At 30.1% G+C, this 24018-nt stretch carries 17 protein-coding genes; 9 read left to right on the forward strand and 8 right to left on the reverse strand.

Annotated elements, in window-relative coordinates:
* Positions 1–143: 143 nt before the first annotated feature.
* The 4 genes from B3W71_RS08285 to B3W71_RS08300 form a co-directional block, all read right to left on the reverse strand.
* Complete coding sequence (locus B3W71_RS08285) at positions 144–2456, reverse strand: ATP-dependent DNA helicase (RefSeq protein ID WP_346888471.1); 2313 nt, start codon at positions 2454–2456, stop codon at positions 144–146.
* Between the two features lie 42 nt (positions 2457–2498).
* Positions 2499–4427, reverse strand: a complete 1929-nt coding sequence (locus B3W71_RS08290) for an ABC-F family ATP-binding cassette domain-containing protein (protein WP_346888472.1) — start codon at positions 4425–4427, stop codon at positions 2499–2501.
* 189 nt (positions 4428–4616) lie between these two features.
* On the reverse strand, positions 4617–5159 hold the full coding sequence (locus B3W71_RS08295) for an ECF transporter S component (RefSeq protein WP_346888473.1): 543 nt from the start codon (positions 5157–5159) through the stop codon (positions 4617–4619).
* 302 nt (positions 5160–5461) lie between these two features.
* On the reverse strand, positions 5462–6058 hold the full coding sequence (locus B3W71_RS08300; RefSeq protein WP_346888474.1) for a TetR/AcrR family transcriptional regulator: 597 nt from the start codon (positions 6056–6058) through the stop codon (positions 5462–5464).
* A gap of 978 nt (positions 6059–7036) precedes the next feature.
* Here B3W71_RS08300 and nuoE point away from each other — a divergent pair.
* From nuoE to B3W71_RS08315, 3 genes are read left to right on the forward strand one after another with little or no spacing between them, the layout of a single operon-like run.
* The gene (nuoE, locus tag B3W71_RS08305; protein WP_414632002.1) at positions 7037–7513 is read left to right on the forward strand and encodes an NADH-quinone oxidoreductase subunit NuoE; all 477 of its coding nucleotides are present in this window, start codon (positions 7037–7039) and stop codon (positions 7511–7513) included.
* 18 nt (positions 7514–7531) lie between these two features.
* Complete coding sequence (locus B3W71_RS08310; RefSeq protein WP_346888475.1) at positions 7532–9427, forward strand: NADH-quinone oxidoreductase subunit NuoF; 1896 nt, start codon at positions 7532–7534, stop codon at positions 9425–9427.
* A 22-nt stretch (positions 9428–9449) separates the two neighbouring features.
* Complete coding sequence (locus B3W71_RS08315; protein ID WP_346888476.1) at positions 9450–11192, forward strand: NADH-dependent [FeFe] hydrogenase, group A6; 1743 nt, start codon at positions 9450–9452, stop codon at positions 11190–11192.
* Between the two features lie 133 nt (positions 11193–11325).
* Here B3W71_RS08315 and B3W71_RS08320 read toward each other — a convergent pair whose 3' ends face one another.
* Together B3W71_RS08320 and B3W71_RS08325 are read right to left on the reverse strand one after the other, a co-directional pair.
* On the reverse strand, positions 11326–11925 hold the full coding sequence (locus B3W71_RS08320) for a lysine exporter LysO family protein (RefSeq protein WP_346888477.1): 600 nt from the start codon (positions 11923–11925) through the stop codon (positions 11326–11328).
* A 2-nt stretch (positions 11926–11927) separates the two neighbouring features.
* Positions 11928–12275, reverse strand: a complete 348-nt coding sequence (locus B3W71_RS08325; RefSeq protein ID WP_346888478.1) for a LysO family transporter — start codon at positions 12273–12275, stop codon at positions 11928–11930.
* Positions 12276–12464: 189 nt separating this feature from the next.
* On the opposite strand from B3W71_RS08325, the gene B3W71_RS08330 reads away from it, so the two are divergent.
* Positions 12465–13280, forward strand: a complete 816-nt coding sequence (locus B3W71_RS08330) for a hypothetical protein (RefSeq protein ID WP_346888479.1) — start codon at positions 12465–12467, stop codon at positions 13278–13280.
* Positions 13281–13532: 252 nt separating this feature from the next.
* Here the strand turns inward: B3W71_RS08330 and B3W71_RS08335 are convergent, their stop codons facing one another.
* Positions 13533–15425: a glutamine synthetase gene (locus tag B3W71_RS08335; RefSeq protein ID WP_346888480.1), complete on the reverse strand. Its 1893-nt coding sequence runs from the start codon at positions 15423–15425 to the stop codon at positions 13533–13535.
* A 402-nt stretch (positions 15426–15827) separates the two neighbouring features.
* Between B3W71_RS08335 and B3W71_RS08340 the strand changes: the two genes are divergently transcribed.
* The 5 genes from B3W71_RS08340 to B3W71_RS08360 all read left to right on the forward strand — a co-directional run bounded on the left by B3W71_RS08340 (position 15828) and on the right by B3W71_RS08360 (position 21953).
* Entirely contained in the window at positions 15828–16442 is a 615-nt protein-coding gene (locus tag B3W71_RS08340; RefSeq protein WP_346888481.1) for a 3'-5' exonuclease, read from the forward strand.
* 38 nt (positions 16443–16480) lie between these two features.
* Positions 16481–17647, forward strand: coding sequence for an amidohydrolase (locus tag B3W71_RS08345; RefSeq protein WP_346888482.1), 1167 nt, complete (start codon positions 16481–16483; stop codon positions 17645–17647).
* 364 nt (positions 17648–18011) lie between these two features.
* Positions 18012–19763 carry an ATP-dependent metallopeptidase FtsH/Yme1/Tma family protein gene (locus tag B3W71_RS08350; protein ID WP_346888556.1) on the forward strand — a complete coding sequence of 584 codons (1752 nt, stop codon included), beginning with the start codon at positions 18012–18014 and terminating at the stop codon, positions 19761–19763.
* A 412-nt stretch (positions 19764–20175) separates the two neighbouring features.
* Positions 20176–21252 carry a DegT/DnrJ/EryC1/StrS family aminotransferase gene (locus tag B3W71_RS08355; RefSeq protein WP_346888483.1) on the forward strand — a complete coding sequence of 359 codons (1077 nt, stop codon included), beginning with the start codon at positions 20176–20178 and terminating at the stop codon, positions 21250–21252.
* A gap of 41 nt (positions 21253–21293) precedes the next feature.
* Entirely contained in the window at positions 21294–21953 is a 660-nt protein-coding gene (locus B3W71_RS08360) for an acetyltransferase (RefSeq protein WP_346888484.1), read from the forward strand.
* Between the two features lie 466 nt (positions 21954–22419).
* Here B3W71_RS08360 and B3W71_RS08365 read toward each other — a convergent pair whose 3' ends face one another.
* Positions 22420–23985: a glycosyltransferase gene (locus B3W71_RS08365; RefSeq protein WP_346888485.1), complete on the reverse strand. Its 1566-nt coding sequence runs from the start codon at positions 23983–23985 to the stop codon at positions 22420–22422.
* Positions 23986–24018 lie beyond the last annotated feature (33 nt).

The raw sequence follows: 24018 nt of genomic DNA on the forward strand, positions 1-24018 counted from the left end.
CTATATTGTAGTTGAATGCTATAATAGTGCAAAAATGATTCAATAATTTTACAACTGATGAATAAATATTAAAACTGGCTACAACTACATAGGTACGCTAAAGACTAATAGAGTTATTTTTCCTATAAATTAAATATAAATCCCTACGTTATAGGCATTAGCTTTTGATATATATCATTTTTATATCTTTTATCTAAAAGTACTATGGTACCTTTATCTTCTTCAGTTCTAATAACTCTACCCATAGCCTGTATAACCTTATTCATTCCTGGAAATGTATATGCATAATGAAATCCTGGCTCTCCTATTTCATTAAAGTAATCTTCTATAAGTTTTCTTTCAAAGGATATTTTAGGTAACCCTACCCCTACAATTATAGCTCCCTTCAGCTTATCACCAATTAAGTCTATACCTTCAGAAAATACTCCTCCAAGAACTACAAAACCTATAGTTCTATTATTTAAGCTTTTATTTTTAAATGAGAATCTTTCTAAAAATTCTCCTCTTTCTTCCTCTGTCATAATACTATCTTGTAGATATATATTATCTCCACTAAAATTCTCACAGTAAACTTCATATACCTTTGTCATATATTCATAGGAAGGAAAAAATACTAAAAAGTTTCCTTCACGGTTGTTGAGAGTTTCGTTAATGTATTTACATATTGGATAATAACTGCTCTCTCTATACTTATATCTAGTATCTACATCATATTTTAGAATTAACTCTCGATTTTCTGGAGGAAAGGGTGACTGAAGTTTTATACTATAGCTTTTTTCATCTCCGCCTAACAGTTTTTTAAAATAGTTCATTGGAGATAAGGTAGCTGAGAAGAATATACTGCTTATATTACCTTTAATACATTCCTTTATTACATTGCTTGGATTTAAACAGAATATTTTTATCTTTATATCTTTATCCTCATTGTTACAATAAAGTACAAAATCCTTTGAAAATAGCTCACCTATTCTAATGAAATCTAGAAATGAAAAATACACATTTAAAAATATTTCATCTATATTTTCTCCACCATGTTCTTTTAAGTAATTTTCACCTTCAGTTACGAAAAGCCTTAAAAGAGCTAGGATTTCTCCCGGGCCTTCCTTTATTATTACATTACCTTTTTCTCCTAGGGTATATTCCTTTAAAAGTTTAGTTACTTTATTTATTATACCTATGAGTTTTTTGTTCTTATATTTAAATTCTTTTTTTAACTCTTTTAAATCACTTGTGTTTATTTCAGCAGAATACATATCTCTTCCACGATCTACTAGATTATGAGCCTCATCTATAAGAAATATATAAGGGGTATCATTAAAGGCCATTCTCTTTATCATAGCCTTTGGGTCAAAAAAGTAATTATAATCACCTATTATAAAATCACACCAAGCAATTAAGTCTAGAGATAATTCAAAAGGACAAACTTTATACTGCCTACTGTATTCCTGTATAACCTGTTGATTAAAAACCTCATTATTCTCTAGCAGAGCTAATATGGCATCATTAACTCTGTCAAAGTGTCCCCTCGCATATTCGCAGGCATCCCCATTACATATTCGTTCCTCTTGAAAACAAATTTTATCTTTTGCTGTAATAGTTAAAGTTCTAAGCTTCATACCAGATTTTCTTAATATATCTAGAGTGTTTTCTGCAACTCCCTTAGTAATATTTTTTGCTGTAAGATATATAAGTTTAGATGAATTATCTATAGTAAAAGACTTTATAGCTGGAAAAATTGTTGAAATTGTCTTACCTGTTCCTGTAGGTGCTTCAATATAGATATCCTTCTTTTCCTTTATAGTTCTGTATATATTTACAGCTAACTCCCTTTGACCTTTTCTATAATTTTTAAAAGGAAAAATTAACTCTTCAATGGAGTTATCTCTTATTTCTACCCAGTTACTTTGTAGTTGAATCCACTTAATATATCTATCCATTACTTCATAAAAAAACTTCTGTAATTCATCTCTGGAAAAAGTTTTTGAAAAGGTCTTAGTATGTAAGCTTTCTCTATGACAATATATGAGATCTATGTCTATTTCTCTTAGGTTTTCCTCTTCACAGTATACATATCCATATAGTTTTCCTTGAGCCCAGTGAAGAAAATTTTCATTTTCTTCAAGGGTAAGTAGGTCCTTCATAGTTGTCTTTATTTCTATTATTTTTACTTCTTTATTATCCTCTTGTAAATCAGTGATAATAACACCATCGGCCCTGCCTTCTAAAGTAATGCTTATGTCCTTGTAACATAACTCTTTAGAAAGATACATCTCATTTATATAGGTCTTTTCATCCACTTGCTCACATTGCTCTTTTAGCTCTTTTTGTATGACCTTGTGAAGCCTAGTGCCCTCTTGTGCTGATGAAATTCCACCTATTCTATCATCAATATCTCCTTGTCTATAAATAAATTCTATTAAATTTCTAACAGATATCCTCATATTATTTTCTATCATATTTTTCTCCTAATAGGTAAACCTATGATTAAATTTTAGGAATTATTTATTTTGCTTCTGTCTTTCTATCTCTTCAAAAACTTCATTTAAATATTCCCATCTTTCTAATAAAAAGTTCAATTCCTCTTTTAATCTATTTTGATCTTCTAATAACTGTTGTAATTTTACAAAATCACTTCCACACTGATTTATTTCAGTTTCAACTCTTGTAATTTCTTCTTCTTTATTTTCGATGTCCTCGTCTATGGTATCAAATTCTCTTTGCTCCTTAAAAGTAAATTTAAGTTTAATTTGCTTTTCTTTTTTATTTTTGTTTTCTCCCGCTTTTTTCTCTTTAATATTAGAGTTTGTCGTAGCAACCTCTTCTTCAGCTTTTATATCCTTATACTCTTTATAATCACTATAATTCCCTACAAGTTCTAAAATCTTTCCTTTTCCTTCAAAGCTAAAAATTCTATTGGCAATTCTATCTAGGAAGTATCTATCGTGGGATATGGCTATTACTGTACCATTAAATCTATCCAAATAGTCTTCTAAAATTGTTAAAGTCTGAATATCTAAATCATTGGTTGGCTCATCTAAAAACAATACATTAGGTGCTTCCATTAGTATTCTTAAAAGATATAATCTTCTCTTCTCTCCACCAGACAATTTAGATATAAAACTATGCTGCATGGTTCCATCAAATAAAAAGTTCTCTAACATTTGAGAAGCAGTAATTTTACTTCCATCATTTGTAGTTATATACTCAGCTATTTCTTTAATATATTCAATAACTCTCATAGTTCCATCTAACTCTACATTTTCTTGAGTAAAGTATCCTATCTTAACAGTTTCACCTTGTGTAACTTCTCCCTTATCAGGGCTTAATTTTCCACTTATAATATTCAATAAAGTAGATTTGCCCATACCATTATTCCCTATAACTCCTACTCTCTCTTCCTTAGTAAAGATATGACTAAAATCCTTTATAATTACCTTGTCTCCAAAGTCCTTGCTTATATTATCAAGCTCTAATATCTTCTTTCCTAACCTTGAACCAGCTGTATTTAGTTCCATTTTTTCTTCATCTATCTTGTAGGATGTTTCTTTTAACTCTTCAAATCTATCAATTCTTGCCTTTTGCTTAGTAGATCTAGCCTTAGCTCCTCTTTTTATCCACGCTAACTCTTTTCTGTAAAGATTTTGTCTTTTACTCTCAAGCGCCTCAAAAAGCTGCATTCTCTCTGCTTTCTTCTCTAAAAATACAGAATAATTTCCTTGATAGGAATAAAGATCTCCCCTATCTAGTTCAAAGATTCTATTAGTAATTCTATCTAAGAAATATCTATCGTGGGTTATCATTATAACCCCACCTTTTCTTTTCTGTAATAGCTCTTCCATATAATCAATTATTTCATTATCCATGTGGTTAGTAGGTTCATCCAATATTAAAAGATCACAAGGAGTTATTAACACATTACAAAGGCCTACTCTCTTTCTTTGCCCTCCAGAAAGCTTTCCCATTTTAGCATCGAAATCCGTTATTCCTAACTTTGTTAGTAATGCTTTAGCTTCACTTTCTATTTGCCAACCTCCTAATGCATCAATTTTGCTAGTAAGCTTAAATAACTTTTGTTGTAACTGAGAGTTATCACTATCGCTTTTTAGCTCTTCTAATACGTGCTCATATTCTCTTAGCACTTCCATTATTTCTCCTGTTCCATTAAAGACATGATCAATGACTCTATCTTCTGGATTAAACTCAATATGCTGAGGTAAATAGGAAATATTAAGTCCATTCATCTTTGTAATTATTCCTGAATCCTCTTGCTCTACACCTGCAATAATCTTCAGTAATGTAGATTTTCCAGCTCCATTTACGCCTATTATTCCAATTTTATCTTCTGATGTTATAGTTAGTTTCACATCTGCTAATAATGGTTTTTCACTAAAACTCTTATATATATTTTCAAGTGTAATTAAATTCATATGTATCATCCTCAATTCTTAACTATGTTTAAATTTTATAATTCCATCTACAAATTCTGTCATCATAAAACTTTTCCTATGGACATTATACCTAATTAAGAAAGAAATAAAAACCTTTAGATAATATTTATTACCTAAAGGTTCTTGCTTAATATTTATAGTAATTCTATACTATATTGCTGATTAATTTTACACTGCTATATCTTCATGCGCTTTTTTCTTTTTCTCACCTATAGTAGATAAATTTATTCCTAATCCCTTTTGTATTATTTTGATTATTGGAAGAGAAATTATACCATCTATCACGTGATGAATTATAGTTCCTATTCCTGTTACAACAATAGATAAAACTATATTACTTGTAAATATAAGTACTATTAATCCTTCAAGAATTCCATGTATTGGTGCTGTAAATGCCACCACTTTACCATAAGAAATTTTTTTCATAATCATTTTAGCTCCAATATATCCCACTGCTATATGAGATGCTGCTCTCATTGCTACAATTGGATCTGGTATCGCAAATAAAAATCCTATCACAGAACCTATTCCGACTACAGCAGCCTCAAAAGGTCCTAAGAACATAGCAATAAACATAGGTACATGTGATGCTAAAGTTGCAGAAAATGGTGGTATATATACCTTAAGGAAAGGCCCAAATACTACTGGTATTATTATGGACATAGCTATTAATAATGAGCTTATTACCATCTTTTTTAGATTTGTTTTCATTTTTATCCCCCTAACACAATGTATATACACTAGTATATATTATATATTTACACTTGTAAATAGAAAAAATCCATTACTAAACATAATGGATTTTTATATTTATCTTTCTATTTAATTTTAAAACATTTAATCACCTATACTTCTAGTTGAGATATTAATAGTACTATCCATTGCTACTTTGTTTTAATATGACTTTAATCGTATTATCTAAATAATAAAACTCTGAAAGTATCATGTATAAAACAACATTTTAAAATGTTAAAATGTTAAGATTATAAAAAGTTAACTATTTAAATAATTTTCTAAAAATCGCTTTTCATTCCTTCAGTGCATGCTGTCAATACCATTTTCTCTGCTACTTGAAAATACTCATCTAAATCAAATTTTCCTTCATCAATTAGATATTGTAATGAGGCTCCAAGCATTAAGGATATCATAGTAAATGGAATATTTTTCATGGTTTTCTCATCTAAATTTTCCTTATATGTCTCTGTTAAAATATCCTCTATACTCTTTCTCCAAATATTAAAAGTGTTTTGAAATATAGCTCTTATTTCTTCATTTACTGTCCCTTGAACCCAATAATCAATTTGAGTATATTCCATCTTTTTATTTATCAAAATATCATCTTTTTTCTGTTCAAAAAAACCTTGAATATTTTCAGTAACAGATTTGTTTTCGATATCTATATAATTTTTACGCCCCTTAGAAAACTCCTCTTGTATGCTATTAAGTAATCCTACCATAATATCATTTTTAGTAGAGAAGTGATAATGCAGGTTAGCTTGGCTCATATTGGCCTCCTTAGCAATCATATGCATACGGGTACCACTAATTTTTTCCTTCGATACTACTTCAAGCGCTGCTTTAAGTATCTTTTTATTCACATCTTTTTCCATAATTAACCTTCTTTCTTACTTAACCCTAATTTCATCTAAATGTATATAATCTTTTACCTTATTTATTGGCTCTTCCAGCCAAATACATGTTGATAATATTTTTAGGATTTCCTGTGTAAATAAATTTTGTAATCTTTCTTCTAAAGATAGCTTTTTAAATTATTTGATGATCTATTATCTATAAATAAGGCATTAAATTCGTAGTCTTCTTTAAAGCTACCAACCTTTCCAAAGAAACTTCCACCCTTTAGTTACTAGATAGAACAATTCAACTGTACTTAATGATGTTTCTTTTTTACCACTTTCAAGCCTGCGAACTATCTACCACTACATTACACATAGATAAGCTATGGCCTTACTATATAACTGTAATTACATTTTTCTTTAGTAATATTTTATTAATTAAAGATCATTCTAAAATGAACCTTAAAATATTTATACATAACTTTCTTGAAACTTATAATATAACTTAATTTTTCGATTTTCTATAGGTTTCCCTTCTTATTTCTTATAAAATAGACCTTTTATTGGTAATGTACCTCCAAAACTATGATCTTGTACATAATAAGCTTCATTTATGGAATTGATTGCTCTTTCAACATCGTGTGTAGCAACCATCTCTTTAAGTTTATCATCTTTATCAAGTATTGCAAGCTATGTAGCATATCCATAGGCTACATGACTAACTGGATTTTCTTTTGGAGAATTTATAGGATCTGTAATTCCTTTATAATAGGATTACACCTTCATATGTCTTGTAGCTATACTCTTATTCCTATTCCACTATTTTTCATACAACAAGCAATTCCCACCAGTTAATTACTATCATATTTGTATTTTTATACAATAAACTTTTCTTTAAAATTCTACTATACAAACTATAAAAAAAGTATTATACTGTTAGTGATTTGATGAATTATTAAAAATATACTTAATATTTTTAATGTTGAATTTATTTAGTAAGGGGGTACTTTTTAAGTGTGTTGTAACTTAGAAAAAAATCGAATGTTTAAGGAATTGGATGATTTTATTAAATCCTTACCTAGCAAAGATGGAGCTTTAATAGAGGTTTTGCATAGAGCTCAGCATATCTTTGGATATCTACCTAAGGAAGTTCAAACTTTTGTAGCTGATAAACTTAATTTACCTGTATCTAAGGTTTATGGTGTTGTAACATTCTACTCATTCTTTACTACAGAACCTCGTGGTAAAAATGTAGTAAATGTTTGCATGGGTACTGCATGTTTTGTTCGTGGCGCTGGAGATGTTCTTAAGGAATTTGAAAAAGAATTAAGCATTAAATCTGGACAAACTACAGAAGACATGAAATTCACGCTAGGTTCACTAAGATGCGTTGGTGCTTGTGGTCTTGCTCCTGTTTTAACCATAAATGATAAGGTTTACGGTCATTGTACTCCAGACCAAGTAAAAAGTATATTAGCTGAATATGAATAGGATTAGGAGGTAACAAAGTTGAATAGAATAAATTCCTTTGAAGAATTAAATAAAATTTATCAGGAATATAAATCATCCCTTAATATTAGAAAAGCAACTGGTATTGACGATCTTGTTTGTGAAAAAAATAACTATGAAAAAGAAATACTTATTTGTGGTGGAACTGGATGTAAGTCTGCACAAAGTGATTTAATTAAAGATAACCTTGAAAATGAAATTAAAAAGCTAGGTTTGGAAGATAAAGTATACGTTTCTATAACTGGCTGTTTCGGATTCTGCGAAAAAGGTCCTATAGTAAAAGTTACTCCAGATGATGTATTTTATGTTCATGTGACTCCTGAAGATGCTGAAGAAATTATCAATGATCATATTGTTAATGGAAAAGTTATAGAAAGATTACTTTATGAAGAGCCAACTATAAAAGAAAAAGTTAAGACCCAAGATGAAATGACATTTTATAAAAAGCAAGTAAGAATAGCTCTTAGAAATTGTGGATTAATAAACCCTGAAAATATTGATGAATATATCGCTGAAAAAGGATATTTAGCTCTTGGAAAATGTCTAACTGAATACACTTCAGATGATGTAATAAATGTTATATTACAATCTGGGCTAAGAGGTAGAGGTGGCGGTGGCTTTCCTACAGGTAAGAAATGGCAATTTGCTAAAGGCTATGATGCTGATCAAAAATATATTATTTGTAATGCTGATGAAGGAGATCCAGGTGCATTCATGGATCGTTCAATTTTAGAAGGTGATCCTAATAGTGTCCTTGAAGCTATGGCTATAGCTGGTTATGCTATAGGCGCTACTAAAGGTAATATATATATTAGAGCTGAGTATCCTCTAGCTATAGAAAGACTTAGAATTGCTATAAGCCAAGCTAGAGAATATGGATTACTCGGTAAAAATATACTAAATTCAGGTTTTGATTTTGATATTGATATTAAATATGGAGCTGGTGCTTTTGTATGTGGCGAAGAGACTGCACTTATCCACTCTATAGAAGGTAACCGTGGAGAACCTACAAATAAACCACCGTTCCCTGCTGAATCTGGTCTTTGGAATAAACCAACTTGTGTTAATAACGTTGAAACTTTAGCAAATATACCAGTTATAATCAATAACGGGGCAGATTATTTTAGCTCTATTGGGACTAAAACCTCTACTGGAACTAAAGTTTTTGCTTTAGCTGGTAAAATTAATAATGTTGGTCTTGTAGAGGTGCCTATGGGAACAACTTTAAGAGAAATCCTTTATGAAGTAGGTGGAGGAATTAAATTTGATAAAGAATTCAAGGCTGTTCAAACTGGAGGTCCTTCTGGAGGATGTATTCCTAAAGAATTCTTAGATACGCCTATCGACTTTGACTCTTTAAGTGCCATCGGATCTATGATGGGTTCTGGTGGTATGATAGTAATGGATGAAGACAACTGTATGGTTGATATAGCTAAGTTCTATCTAGAGTTTACTAGAGAAGAATCTTGTGGTAAATGTACTCCTTGTAGAATTGGTAATACTCGTTTACTTGAAATTCTTGAAAGAATTTCAAAGGGCGAAGGTGATTTAAGTGATTTAGATAAGCTTCAAGAGCTTAGTAATACTATTAAAGATACTTCTCTTTGTGCGTTAGGTCAAACTTCTCCTAACCCTATTCTTAGTACAATGAAATATTTCTATGATGAATATAAGAGTCACGTTGTAGATAAGATTTGTCCAGCAGGAGTTTGTAAAGACCTTATGAAATTTGTTATTACTGATAGATGTATTGGTTGTACTAAGTGTGCAAGGCAATGTCCAGTTGGATGTATCCAAGGGAAAGTTAAGGCTAAACATGTAATTGATCATAGTAAATGTATTAAATGTGGTGCATGTAAATCTAGCTGTCCAGTAGATGCAATAGATTTAGTTTAATAATTTTAAAGAGGTGAGATCATTGAGTTTAGTTGCACTTAAAATAAATAATAAAGAAATATCTGTAGAGCAAGGAACTACAATTTTTGACGCTGCACGTAAACTTAATATAAAAATCCCTACCCTTTGCTATCTAAATCTTCATGATAAAAAGACTACTAATAAACCTGGATCTTGTAGAGTTTGTGTAGTGGAAGTAGAAGGAAGAAAAAACTTAGCTCCAGCTTGTTGTACTGCTGTTGCTCACAATATGGTGGTTAACACTGGTACCCCAAGAGTAATAGCCGCAAGAAAAACTTTAATCGAACTTTTATTGTCAGATCATCCAATGGATTGTTTGACTTGCCAAAAAAATTTAAATTGTGAACTCCAAAAGCTTGCTAGTACTTATGGATTAACCAATTTAAAATATATTGGTGCAAAATCTGTGGCTATGAAAGAAATTAAAAATCCGTCTATCGTAAGAGACACTTCTAAATGTATTTTATGTAGAAGATGTGAAACTGTTTGTAGCCAAGTTCAAAAGGTTGGTGCCATAGGTCCAGTGAATAGAGGTTTTGATACTACTATAAGTACAGCCTTCTTCGAAGATTTAGACAAAAGTGTTTGTACCTTATGTGGTCAATGCGTAAATGTATGTCCTACAGGTGCCTTAATGGAAAAAGATAATACCTTAGATGTATTAAATGCTATAGACGATAAAGATAAATATGTAGTAGTTCAAACTGCTCCTGCTGTTCGTGCTGCCCTTGGTGAAGAATTCGGAATTATTGAAGGTGCTGTTACTGGTAAAATGGTTGAAGCTCTAAAAGAGCTTGGATTTGACAAAGTTTATGATACTGATTTTGCAGCAGACTTAACTATTATGGAAGAAGCAGCAGAGTTCCTAGAAAGATATAAAAGCGGCGAAAACCTCCCTATAATTACGAGTTGTTGTCCAGGTTGGATTAATTTCATAGAAAAACATTATGTAAACCTATTAAATCTCCCATCAACCTGCAAATCTCCTCAACAAATGTGGGGAGCTATAGCAAAATCATACCTAGCTGAAAAATTAGGTATTCCAAGAGAAAAACTCTTTGTCGTATCTGTAATGCCATGTATAGCTAAAAAGTTTGAAGCTACCAGAGAAGAATTTATAAATGAAAGTGGATATCCAGATGTAGATGTGGTTATAAGTACAAGAGAATTAGCTAAGATGATTAGAAGCGCTGGATTAGATTTTTATTCTTTACCTTCTTCTGATTTTGATACTATAATGGGTGAATCCACTGGTGCTGGAGTTATATTTGGAACTACTGGCGGAGTTATGGAAGCTGCTTTACGTACTGCTTATGAGTGGATTACGAATAATACTTTAGAAGATCTTGACTTTAAGGCTGTTAGAGGCCTTGAAGGAGTTAAGGAAGCTTCATTAGTTATTGATGGTAATACTATTAATATAGCTATTGTAAGTGGACTTGCAAATGCAAAGGAATTGTTAGATAATATAGATGAGACATCTAAAAAATATCACTTCATTGAAGTAATGGCATGTCCAGGAGGATGTATAAATGGTGGTGGTCAACCATACTCTAATGAGCAATACTCTTTAATAGAAAAAAGAATGAATGCTCTTTATAGTGAGGACGCTAATAAGGTTATAAGAAAATCTCATGAGAACCCTGAGATTATAAAACTTTATGAAGAATTCCTTGGAAAACCTAATGGAGAAAAATCTCACCATTTACTTCATACTTACTATATAAATAAACAAACTCGCTAATCTAGTTATTAGTTATTAGTCCCTAACTAATATAAATATAGACATAAAAAAGATGGTATAAATTATTTATACCATCTTTTTTATGTAGCTTTTTAGATTTTTAATTGTGAAAATTAGAAATATTTAAAGTAGTTTATCCTAAATTATAAAAGAATGTAACAAATACTGGAACTAAAGAGCTCATTATAACTCCATTGATAAATGAAATTACAGCTATCTCCGGATTGGTAGCTTTGGCTATAAGTGGTAATGTAGTATCCATGGATGTAGCTCCTGCAGGTGCTATTGCTGTGTAACCATTTAGTCTCTTAGCTAAAATAGGAATCAGGATAACAGTTAGTATTTCACGAAATACATTTGTTAGAAAAGCTATAGCTCCTAAAGTGTCTCCACCCATCTCTTTAAGCATTACTCCAGATAGACTATACCATCCAAAGCCTGCTCCTATAGCTAAGCTTTCATTAATAGCCATATTAAATAGGAATCCAACTAAAAGTCCTCCTAGTAAACTACCAGTAATTCCACCAAAAGGTATTAACAAAGCTTTAAGTCCTACTTTTTTCAGATCTTTAAATATCTTTTTATTTCCTCCTACATCTATACCAACTAAAAAGATTAATGCGATTAATGAAATAGAAGCAAGTTTGTCCATATTATTCATTATTTCTGGTGGAAATATAAAATAACCACAGCCCATTCCAACTAATATAGATATTATTATTATGTACGTCATAATTATTTGCCCTCCTCACATGTCTCATTTAAAAGTTCATCATTATTTTCAATTATACATTCTTTATCAAAATTTGATTTTTCTTCCTTAGGCATAAACTTTTCTGATAAAATATATATAATTACTATACTGACACCTATGGTAGCTACTGCAAATAAAAAAGACTTTAGTCCTATAGATGGAAGATTTTTTATTATGTCTTTATCAGCTCCTATAGAAGCACCCATGGAAAACAACAAGAATATTACTCCAAGTTGTTGCAATTTACCATTTATACTTTTTCCTTTCTCACCTAATTTTAGGAAATATCCTACAATGGCACCAAGTATTAATGCTATTAAAATATTCATATGTCCCCCTCCTTTTCCACATTATTATATCATATATTTGGAAACAGTTACATTATCTTTGTGATAAATTTATTATATATTTAACTTTATATCTTTTCATGTAAAATTATTTGTAAAAATAATAATAAATATATTTAATCTTGAATATATTTAGGAATATATTGAAGATTATAAATAAGGAGCTATTGTATGAAGAATGTTTTTATGCCATATTATATTAATGGTGATACCATTAGAGATGCGTATAAGATAGCTATAAATAGATTTGAAAATATAGAAATAAATGCAACAAGAGAAGATACTACTATTCAGGCTACCCTTCCCTTATCCGAATTAACCTGTGGAAAGATTATTCAAGGCTCAGCTACAGTAACTCTATCTAAAAGTTCTCAAAGAAAATCTATAGATGAAACAGAAACTTCCTTAATCAATATATTTGTAAATTTAGAGACGTTATTACATCGCAATAACGTAATTAAAACCTTAGATACAGATAGTAATTTAACTACAATTTCCCCTGGTGATATTGTAGAAGTGCAATGCATCATAGAAAAATCAGACAGCACCTTAGAACTTTTAAGAAATACATTAGAATTAATGGAATTTCAACAAGTTACCTCTAACGTAGATAATACAGCTATGATAAATTGGATAAATAGAAATATAAAAGCTTTAATGGAAGATAGAGTATTAAAGTATCCTACCACTTTTACATTTGATTCTGATACTTCAGTTATTACCTCAGTTTGCAGTAAACATTCATCTATGGATCTAGAGTGTTATATTGGAAGACCATGTACTATTGTTGGAGAGATATCAAATTATGAATCTTCTCCATCAAACCCTAATATTATTGATAGTAATCCTTTGGTTTCTAAATTATTATGGGATTTTATTAACTCTAATGACAAGTATAAAGACTTTATTTCTCATTTAAATTACAATAATGAATTTCCAAAAGATAAAAAAATATTAGAAATTGTTCCTTTTGTAATTTATGTATAATAAGTATGTTATTGCGATAATATCTATAGATCGTATACTAGTAATATAGATGCATGCTTAATCTAAATTGTATTTATAATATTAGAAAATGCTATAAAAGTAAAAATCAATTTCTATTGTAGTGTATATTTTATCTATAATAACTTACATTAAACCTTATATTCATATAACTTAGGAGTTATCTATTATTAATTTTAAGAGGTAATCACTAGAAATTATCTAATGATTACCTCTTAATTTTTATGAATATATTTATATGTCCATAAGATTTCTTCTATAGTTCATATATAATATTCTTAGCTCTCTCATATCATTATCTACAATTAGTTGAAGCTCAGATAATTCATCATAATTCTTTTCATTAATTGCTTCTCTCATCTGAGTAAATAGACTTTTACTTACATAATTATCCTTCATAAGTCTCTCTCTTAATTTATTTATTTCACTCCATTTTTCAAGATCATATTCCATGAAGTCATCTCCATTGTATTTTTTAATGTTTCTAATCTCATTGGAATAGTTTAGAATAATTCTATGCTCTAGCTCAGTAGTCCATCTCTCAAGTACGGCTTCTCTATATCCTCTAATTACTTTATCAGTTATTACTCCATCTTTAGTTAATACATTTACCCTTGCCCTATCATTAAAAGCTAATAAATTTTCATATACAGTGCTTGGAGCCTTTCCAAAATACTCTTCTCTTTCTTCCTCTGTATAAAATTCAAATACATCTTCTTCACTTCTGTAGCATCTATTTTCTTCTAAGTAAGAGGCTTTTTCTCCTGGTTTTTTAGAAAGCTCTGCTAAAAGTTCTTCTCTATTCTTGTTATTTTCAACTACATAGCTTATTCCATCTACCATAGATATTATAACTGAAGATAGCGCTAAATAAATATTTGTATTTGGATTTGGAGATCTTAATTCAAATCTAGTAGCCATTGGATTAATCGAATCCCTTACTAGTCCTATAAGTATAGTTCTATTTCTTGAAGGCACATCTTTAGTAAATCCCAATGATGTAACTATACATACTGGAGCTTCAAATCCTGGTTTTAATCGTTGTAATGCATCATAGCTTGAAGAAACAAATGGGTTTATTACTTCATAGTTCTTTAATACTCCCATTATCGCTCCATATCCTATTTCACTTAAAAAATCTTTCTCTGCATAGCTATGGAATAGATTCATTACCTTACCATTCTTAAGTTTTAAAGTTACACCTACATGTAAATGCTCTCCATTTCCTGCTACTTCTTCAATTGGTTTAGCTTGGAATGTAACCTCGAGACCATTTTTTCTAAAAGTTTCTTTTATTAGTCCTCTTACTAAAAGTTCATTATCACAGGTTTGAAGAGCTGTAGAGAACTTCCAATCAATTTCTAATTGCTCCATAATATGAGTTAAAACTCCTGATTCAGAAAGCTTAGCCTTAACTCCTCCTACCTCTTTATGACCCATTTCTGGCTCTAATCCATATTTAGCTAATATATCTAAAGATTTTTCTAGAGCTGTTCTTACAGGTCCTTTAGTTCTTTTCCAGTACTGCTCTTTTAACACTTGAGATGTTGATAACTCTTCTATTTCAGCTAATTCATTTGGAGTATTTACCCAAAATTCTAGTTCTGTAGCTGCTGTAATACTTACATCCTCTATTTCATCATATGTTATATTAAAATTTGCTAAAAACTGTGGATTTTCTTCAAATAATCGCATCATTGAAGCCCTAAAGTGGTCTACAGAATTTTTTAATATATATCTAGAGTCTACTGCAACATCTTCATGATATAAATGACACGGCATTCTAATAGTTCCCACTGGCTTGTTTGTTTCTTCATCTATATAATCATAGTTATAATCTATAAACCAATTACAAGTTAAATCAACCTTCATGTCTACCTTTGCATTATTAAGGGTAGCTATTCCCGGCAAAATTACAGAAGATCCATCAGTCTGGACAGCTGTACCATGTAGAAATGTATCAATATCTTCTATAAAGTTTTTAACAGGAATTTTTTCGTCTGTATCGTTACCTAAAAAGTCAATTCCAACTAAAGAAACAAATCTTATTTCCCTATGCTGCTGAAGTATTTTTAGTAACTCCTCTTTATTTTGTCTATTAGTAGGTATTACGAATAATAAACTCATTTAATATAAGCCCCCTTTTTTAATTACACTTAATATTTGTCATTATAGCATAATATAAAAATAATGAATATAATTAATTTTGTTAATAATAAGTTAATATATGTAGTTTTTCATCGAAAGTTTATTGATAATTTATTAAACATTCATTTTTTATTCATATATAATCCTTTACATTGCATATTAAACCTTTTCAAAAATTTTAATTTCTAATGTGTATATAAAAATTTTTTTATAATATTTCTATTTATTTTATTTACATATTAAATTCATACAAATATAAAAACTATAAAATTACTGAATATATTGACATAGCTCTAAGAGAAATATACTATAAGTTTATTAATTGAAATTAGTAAGTAAATAATTTATGTTTATTATATAGAAATTTAAGGAGACATATTTATGAAATTATTATTTTTTGATACAGAAACTACGAGTATAAAGCCAGGCAATATATGCCAATTATCCTACATTACAGTAGATACTAGTACAAAGCCTCAAACAACTATAGGTAAAAACTTTTTCTTTACTGTGGAAGAGATGAGTGAAAGCGCTGAAGCTATTCATGGATTTTCTTTGGAAAAGCTCTATAACTTAAGTAATGGAAAATATTTTGAAGATAGATATGAGGAATTTATAGATGATTTTATCAATAGTGATGTAATTATTGGACATAATGTTCAATTTGATATTAAATTTTTGAAAAGTGAGCTAGAATTTTTAGATATTTCCTTTAATCCTGAGCGTTGCTTCTGTACAATGGCATATTATAAGGAAATCTGTAAAGCCACTAATTCTAGAGGACTGCTAAAAAACCCTTCTCTTGGAGAGGTCGTAAATTTTCTTAACCTCAAAGAAGACTTCCTTAAAAATAAGTGTACTAGTCTTTTTGGCGAATCATCTGACTATCACGATGCAAGATTTGACACAACTTGTACATATATGTTGATTATTCAGGGAATAAAAACTGGGTTAATACCTCCAAAGTTTTTTAGTAATATGTTACAATTAAAGTAATACTTTGAATTAAAACTTTTACCTTAGGAGTGATAAAAATGATAGCTATTAAAAATGTTACTATTCATACTATGACTGAAGATGAAATTATCGAAAATGGTATTATTCTAATTAATAATGGTAAAATATGCGACATTGGTTCAAACATAATAATTCCTGAAGATACTGAAATTATCGATGGTAAGAACGGGTTTCTGATGCCAGGTATTATTGATGCTCACTGTCATGTTGGAATGTGGGAAGATGGACTAGGCTTCGAAGGTAGTGATGGTAATGAAGCTACTGATCCCGTTACACCTCATCTTAGGGCTATAGATGCAATAAATCCTGTAGATAGATGTTTTCAGGAAGCTTTAGATGTGGGTATTACTACTGTAGCTACTGGTCCTGGAAGTGCTAATGTAATCGGTGGGACCTTCGCAACTATGAAAACTTATGGTAAAACTATAGATGATATGGTTATAGATGGTTGTACTGCCATGAAATCTGCCTTTGGTGAAAATCCTAAGAGAGTATATAGTGGTAAAAAAGCTACTCCTAGTACTAGAATGGCTACAGCGGCTATTCTTCGTGAAAATTTGATAAAAGCAAAAAATTATGTAGAAAAACAAGAAGCATCTAAAAATGGTATAGATAAAGCTCCTGACTTTGATATGAAGTTAGAAGCTTTAGCAATGGTAATCAGAAAGGAAATCCCTTTAAAAGCTCATGCTCATCGAGCTGATGATATTCTTACTGCTATTAGAATAGCTAAAGAATTTGATTTGAACATTTCTTTAGAACATTGTACTGAAGGACATTTAATAACTGAAAATCTTAAAGATGAACATATAAAAGCTATAATTGTGGGGCCAAGCTTATCTGATAGGAGCAAGGTAGAACTTAAAAATCTAACCTTTAAAACTCCTGCGATCTTAAATAAAGCTGGTATAAAAGTTTCTATAATGACAGACCATCCTGTAATTCCACTTCAATATATATCTATCTGCGCTGCCCTTGCTGCTAGAGAAGGTATGGATGAGGAAGAAGCTTTAAGGTCTATCACCATAAACCCAGCTCATGCTATAAATGTAGACCATAGAGTTGGTAGTATTGAAATAGGAAAAGATGCTGACATTATAATATATAATGGTCATCCTTTTGATCTTAGAAATACTGTTAAATTTGTAATGGTTAATGGTGAAGTAGTTAAAAATCAACTTTAGTTTTCTACTTAAAATATAACTTTTAAATATTAGTGTTTAGTAATTTTGATATTATGGGTATACCATATTTGAAATGGGGTTGCTGCATTAGCGATTTTTTAAATCGCTAATGCAATAACTCCATTTTTTTGTTATTAGTCATTCTATTATTCACCTTTACAATTCTACCATAAGTTACATTTACAAATCTTAGGTCAATTAGTGGACTTTAATTTTAGATTTTGTATAATACTAATTATAGCATCAAATAATCTTTTTTATAGATAAGAATTGTGTAAACACTAGGAATTGTATATACGTAGTTATACGTTACATAAGAATATATAACTTATATATACAAGTTATCAAGGAGGTAAGATTATTGATAGATAAAATTAAAAAGAATTTAATTTTAATTCCACTTAGTATATTGGTATTATCTGTTGTAGCTTTAGTTCTTTTAAATATAAGTGCAACTGCAATGCCCTATAAATCTTATACTGATTTTTTACTTGATTTAGAAAATAACAATATATCCAAGGTATCCATGTCTCAAACACCTAAAATTACCGTTATAGATAAGTCTGGGAATAAGTATTCTACGGATAATCCTAATAGCTATACCCTTAAAGAAACTCTTCTAAAGGAAGGTATTGATGTTGAGAGCTCAGCTACATTACCAACAAGTCAACGTATAGCAGTTATAACTCTTGGTATTTCTGCTATAGCTACTATTTTCATGGCTATAAAAAGAAGTAGCTCCAGCAGTTCCATGACTTCTATTAATGCCATTAATGGACAAAGCGTTTCTAAGGATAAGTTTAGCTTTAATTCTGTAGCCGGTAATGATGAAGCTAAGGAAAGTTTAAATGATATAGTAGACTTTCTCAAGAATCCAGAAAAATATGCCTCTTATGGAGCAAGAATGCCTAAAGGTATAATTCTTTATGGTGATCCTGGTACGGGTAAAACTTTACTAGCTAAAGCCATAGCTGGTGAAGCTAATGTTCCTTTTTATGCTGTATCCGGTTCTGATTTTGTTCAGATGTATGTAGGAGTTGGAGCTAGTAGAATAAGAAATTTATTTAAAAAAGCTAAGTCTCATGGTAAAGCTGTTATTTTTATTGATGAGATAGATTCTATCGGTAAACAACGTAGCTCCAATAAAGCTGGTAATTCTGACGAGAAAGATCAAACTTTAAATGCCCTTCTGACTGAAATGTCAGGATTTAAAGAGAGTGAAGGTATCGTAGTTATAGCTGCTACAAATAGACTTGATATGTTAGATGAAGCCCTTTTAAGACCGGGTAGATTTGATAGACATATAGAAGTATCTCTTCCAGATATTAATGCAAGGGAAAAAATATTAAATCTTCATTTAAAGAATAAACCTGTTAGTGATATGAACATAAGGGATATTGCCCATAATACAGCCTACTTTTCTGGTGCTAAACTAGAGAATTTAGTGAATGAGGCTGCTATAATTGCATGTAAAGAAAATGCTCCCTACATCACTGCCATTCATATGGATAAAGCTTTCTCAATAGTTGTTGCTGGTCATGAAAAACTTGATAAAGAAGCAATTAAAAAGGAAGATATGAAAATTACTGCTTATCACGAGGTTGGACATGCTCTAATTTCACACTTAAAGCTACCTGAAGAAAAAATTTCTAAGGTAACTATAATTCCTACATCTAAGGGCGCCGGTGGCTATACTTTAACTATAGGTGAAGATAATATCTATCATAATCTAGACTATTTAAAAAGAAAAATCATGGTTTTATTAGGTGGAAGAGCTGCTGAAGAAATTATCTTTGGTATAGAAAAAATAACTACAGGTGCCTTCAATGATTTAAAGAAGACTACCAATATAGTTAATAATATGGTATGCGAATATGGTATGGGAAAATCTTTAGGTCTTTTAAGACTTTCAGAAATCCAAGGAACACCTAATGATTACTATACTACAGTGGTGCTGGAAGAGTGTAAGTCTCTAATCGATGAACTATATAAAGAAGTTAAAAATACCTTAAGTGATAATTTAGATTTATTAATTAAAATAGCTGAAGAATTACTTTTAAAAGAAACCTTATATACTGATGATATTCTTAACCTAGTTTATGGTAAAACAAGCTAATCTACTTATAATATTTTTAATAAAAGCCTAAGAATTATTTAAAATGTATCCTATGTCAAGGACAGTTTTAAGGAACTAGCAGAAGTTAAAAGATGATTCCTGTATTGAACAGGGTCGTCTTTTTTTAGGTGTAAGCGGTAAATACCAAGTCATATTGACAAAATATTTACTGCTTAGTTTTAATCTTTTTTATTTATATAACATTCTTTTGGAAGCTTAGCCCAAGGCAATGCTGTCAATATTGTAGCTTCGCAGGTGCTGATTTAATGAGTTCGGCTTTTCGTGTCTACAATATTATACTAACACTAAAAGTCTGCCGCTATATTTGTTCATTCAATATCTATAACACAAGCAAAGTCAGAGTTTTTACATATTATAATATAGAAAATAAAACAGTGTAGGAGAGAAAAAAATGGTTAATGTAACGAAAACCTACCTTCCTGAACTAAAGAAATATGAAGTATATTTGGAAAAAATATTTAAACGTGCTTATGTTACCAATAATGGTCCATTAGTAAAAGAGCTACAAAATAGGCTGGAAAAATATTTAGGAGTAAAGCATATACTTCTGGTTGCAAATGGAACAATAGCCCTTCAGATTGCCTATAATCTTTTAGATATAAAAGGTGAAGCGATTACAACACCCTTTTCTTTTGTAGCAACTACTAGTAGTCAAGTATGGCAAGGTATCAATCCAGTTTTTGTGGATATAAATAAAGACACCTTTAATATAGATTATAAAAAAATCGAAGAGAAAATTTCAAAAACTACTTCAGCTATAATTCCTGTACATGTGTTTGGAAATGTCTGTGATGTAGAAAAAATAGATGAAATAGCAAAAAAATTTAATATAAAAGTAATTTACGATGCTGCACATGCTTTTGGAGTTAAATACAAAGGAAACAGTGTACTCAGTTATGGAGATATCTCTACCCTTAGTTTTCATGCCACAAAAGTTTTTCATACCATAGAAGGTGGTGCACTTGTAATAAACGATGATGAAATTTATGACAAGGCCAGAAGAATAATTAATTTTGGAATAAGTGACCAAGAGCATATAACTGAGGTTGGTATTAACGGACGAATGAATGAATTTGAAGCAGCCATGGGATTATGTGTATTGGATGATATAGACAAAATATTTGAAAATAGAAAAAAAGTATATGAAAACTATATGAACTATATAAGTAAAAATGCGATTAGACAAGAACAAAATATAAACAGCAGCTTAAATTACTCCTATTTTCCGGTAGTATTTAAAGATGAAGAAACCTTATTAAAAGTAAAAGGAGCTCTTGCAAATGAAAATATTTATCCAAGAAGATATTTTTATCCATCTTTAAACGATTTACCATATATAAAAGACAAAACTTATAGAGTAAACAATTCAGAGTTTGTTTCAAGCAGAATCCTTTGCTTGCCTTTGTATGATTCACTAGAATTGGAAGTACAAAAAAATATTATAAGTATTATAAATAAAGTAGTTTGAGTATTAAAAGATACTTGATGCATCATTAGGAGATGTTTGTTTTGAATATTATCGTTATTGGCTCTTCTGGACATGCGAAAGCTGTAATTGATTGTATTGAAAAAGAAAATAAATATGAAATTATTGGATTGCTAGATAGATTTAAAGAAGTAGGTTCTATCGCTTTCGGATATAAAATAATTGGAAAAGAAGAGGATTTGCAGAATTTGATAAAAATGCATAAAATAGAGGGTGGGATTATTGCAATTGGAGATAATTTTATTAGACATATTGTTTATGATAAAATTTCACATTATATCCCTCAGTTTAATTTTATTAAAGTAATTCATCCTTCTGCACAAATAGCCAGGAATGTATTAATAGGAAAAGGCACAGTGATAATGGCCAATACTACTATAAGTAGTGAGGCAACAGTAGGCGATTTTTGCATAATAAATAATAATTCATCCTTAGATCATGACAGTAAAATGTTAGATTATTCAAGTTTAGGCCCAGGTTCATCTATTGGTGGAAATGTAAAAATAGGTTTGTTTACAGCTGTTTCTTTGGGTGCAAAAGTTATTCACGGAATAACAATTGGAGAGCATACCATAATAGGAGCTGGAGCCACTGTGATAAAAGATATTCCAAAATATGTTGTAGCATATGGTAATCCAGCGAAAGTAATTCGAGATAGAGTCGCTGGGGAAAAATATTTATAAACAGAGTTCTTTGCTTCAGAGATGGTTTTTACTCCTACTGAAGCTTACTAATAGACTTCTAAGTATCAGTATTTTTGATANNATCGCTTTCACAGAGTGCGATGAGAGTATTAGAGTGGTTAGTTATCGGATAAAATAAAGAATAGCTTATGTTGAGTAAAAGAGGGTTGCCTTTAAATGATTAGAAAATCATTTAAAGGCAACCCACTTTGTGCCAGTACTGGATATAAAGCATACTCAATACTATTGAATACTTGCTTATAATAATCGTATTCTAGGAGTAATTTAATTATAAAAACCATACAGATATTCTGTAGCCTTATACCCACACTGAAGTTTTCTCTTTACTTAGAGTAGAGAACTCCCACTTATAGAATAGGGAGACTTCTCTTCTGAAATGTCGTTAATAATTTTTAATGAGGTGATATTAATAATCACTATTTGTTCGTTGTCTTTAAAGTGTAAACTATTCAAGTCTACCAGGTCTGTACATAAGATATTCCAAATATCTATTGCCCAATTTTGACTCACAGAATTTACGAATATTAGAAAACTGTTCGTTATAGGTGTAATTTAAAAATTTATTGTAAGTGTTAATTAATTCTATAGTTTGTTTGTTCTTATCATCTTCGCTCATTCCGTTCCAAATACCCTGTTCATGCCTTCTGTATATGGTCATTGCTTTTTTGACGTGTCCTATTTCTCCAAACATTGAAAATTGAATATTTAACATCCAATCTCCGACAAATATTTCAAAAAACTCATCAGGAATTTGATCAAAATACTTGCTATAATAAAAACAGCAGGAGATATTGGCAATAAAATTTATACTTGTTATATCTGATGTAGTTAAAATATCACCTTTAATTTGTTGCTGTATATTATAAAAGTTATATTTATTTTCTTTTTCATCAAAAAATATAATATCATCGAATGAAATAGAGCACTGTGGGTGGCTTTCCATAAATTCTATATGAGTCTGTAATTTGTTCTCATCTTCCCAGTAATCATCACCATCAATTAATGCAGTATACTTGCTTTTGCTACAAGCTTTTAATAATCGCTTTAAATTTTTTACCATGCCTAAATTTTCTTTGCTTTTCAAAAATTCAAAAGTTACGTTTTTGCCAACTTCTAAATTATTAATATAGTCTTCAATAATCTCTGCAGTTCCATCATGGGATTTATCTTCACAAATAATAATATTTAAGTTGAAATCACCTTTTTGTTTTATTACTGAATTAAGGCAATCAACTATATATTCTTCGTGATTATATGCTAATACACCTACATTTACAGTAACTTTTTCTTCTTCTGTTTTATTCTCTATCTCAAGCAATCTAAAATATAGATTTTTCAATTTTTTTCGTATATCAACTTTTCTGTTTAAATTGCTCTGATTTTTTATCAGTATCCCAAAATTATTTGTTTCAAGCAATATTATATAATCATTTTTATATTGATCATAGCAGCATTTTACAGACTCCAAATCTATGCGATTAAATATAATAATCCCACCCTCTCTTATTAGTGGTGAATAATTATTAAAATAAGCCCGAATACTTTGGAAATCATGGTTACCATCAATATGAAGCATATCTATTTCAATAGCTTGGAAATATTGAGCAATTTTTGTGGAGGGTTTTCCCCCAATTTTAACATCCATGGAAAGTTTTGGTATTTCTGTATTCATTAAGACGTCATTATAAATGGCTTCAGAGTCTGTGTCTTCAAAAAATTTATTGCTCCTTTTACTTAATATTTCATCCAAATCATATTCTCTAACTTCATCAAAGTAATAAGGGTCAACTCCATAAGCTTTTCCTTCATTATCCTTAAATGCCTGAGCAACAGAAAATAGACTCTTACTTTTATAATTACCAATTTCAACATAATTTTTTAGTTTAAAGTAATATGCCAAATACGCCATAATATAGCATATTGGTAATGAGGTATCTCCTCTAGACTCATCTAAAAAAGAATGGCTTTGAATATCTTTAATTCTGTTAAGCAGACTGTATTCCCATTTCATATTCTTTCACTCGCTCCTATTTTGTAATATCTC

This window comes from Clostridium sp. UBA1056 (genome assembly GCA_002316385.1).
Taxonomy (GTDB): Bacteria; Bacillota; Clostridia; order Clostridiales; family Clostridiaceae; genus Clostridium_J.

What these genes read in the sequence shown, in the direction of transcription:
- B3W71_RS08285 (WP_346888471.1), bottom strand. Translation starts at nt 2,456, where the DNA reads ATGATAGAAAATAATATGAGGATATCTGTTAGAAATTTAATAGAATTT.
- B3W71_RS08290 (WP_346888472.1), bottom strand. Translation starts at nt 4,427, where the DNA reads ATGAATTTAATTACACTTGAAAATATATATAAGAGTTTTAGTGAAAAA.
- B3W71_RS08295 (WP_346888473.1), bottom strand. Translation starts at nt 5,159, where the DNA reads ATGAAAACAAATCTAAAAAAGATGGTAATAAGCTCATTATTAATAGCT.
- B3W71_RS08300 (WP_346888474.1), bottom strand. Translation starts at nt 6,058, where the DNA reads ATGGAAAAAGATGTGAATAAAAAGATACTTAAAGCAGCGCTTGAAGTA.
- B3W71_RS08320 (WP_346888477.1), bottom strand. Translation starts at nt 11,925, where the DNA reads ATGACGTACATAATAATAATATCTATATTAGTTGGAATGGGCTGTGGT.
- B3W71_RS08325 (WP_346888478.1), bottom strand. Translation starts at nt 12,275, where the DNA reads ATGAATATTTTAATAGCATTAATACTTGGTGCCATTGTAGGATATTTC.
- B3W71_RS08330 (WP_346888479.1), top strand. Translation starts at nt 12,465, where the DNA reads ATGAAGAATGTTTTTATGCCATATTATATTAATGGTGATACCATTAGA.
- B3W71_RS08335 (WP_346888480.1), bottom strand. Translation starts at nt 15,425, where the DNA reads ATGAGTTTATTATTCGTAATACCTACTAATAGACAAAATAAAGAGGAG.
- B3W71_RS08340 (WP_346888481.1), top strand. Translation starts at nt 15,828, where the DNA reads ATGAAATTATTATTTTTTGATACAGAAACTACGAGTATAAAGCCAGGC.
- B3W71_RS08345 (WP_346888482.1), top strand. Translation starts at nt 16,481, where the DNA reads ATGATAGCTATTAAAAATGTTACTATTCATACTATGACTGAAGATGAA.
- B3W71_RS08355 (WP_346888483.1), top strand. Translation starts at nt 20,176, where the DNA reads ATGGTTAATGTAACGAAAACCTACCTTCCTGAACTAAAGAAATATGAA.
- B3W71_RS08365 (WP_346888485.1), bottom strand. Translation starts at nt 23,985, where the DNA reads ATGAAATGGGAATACAGTCTGCTTAACAGAATTAAAGATATTCAAAGC.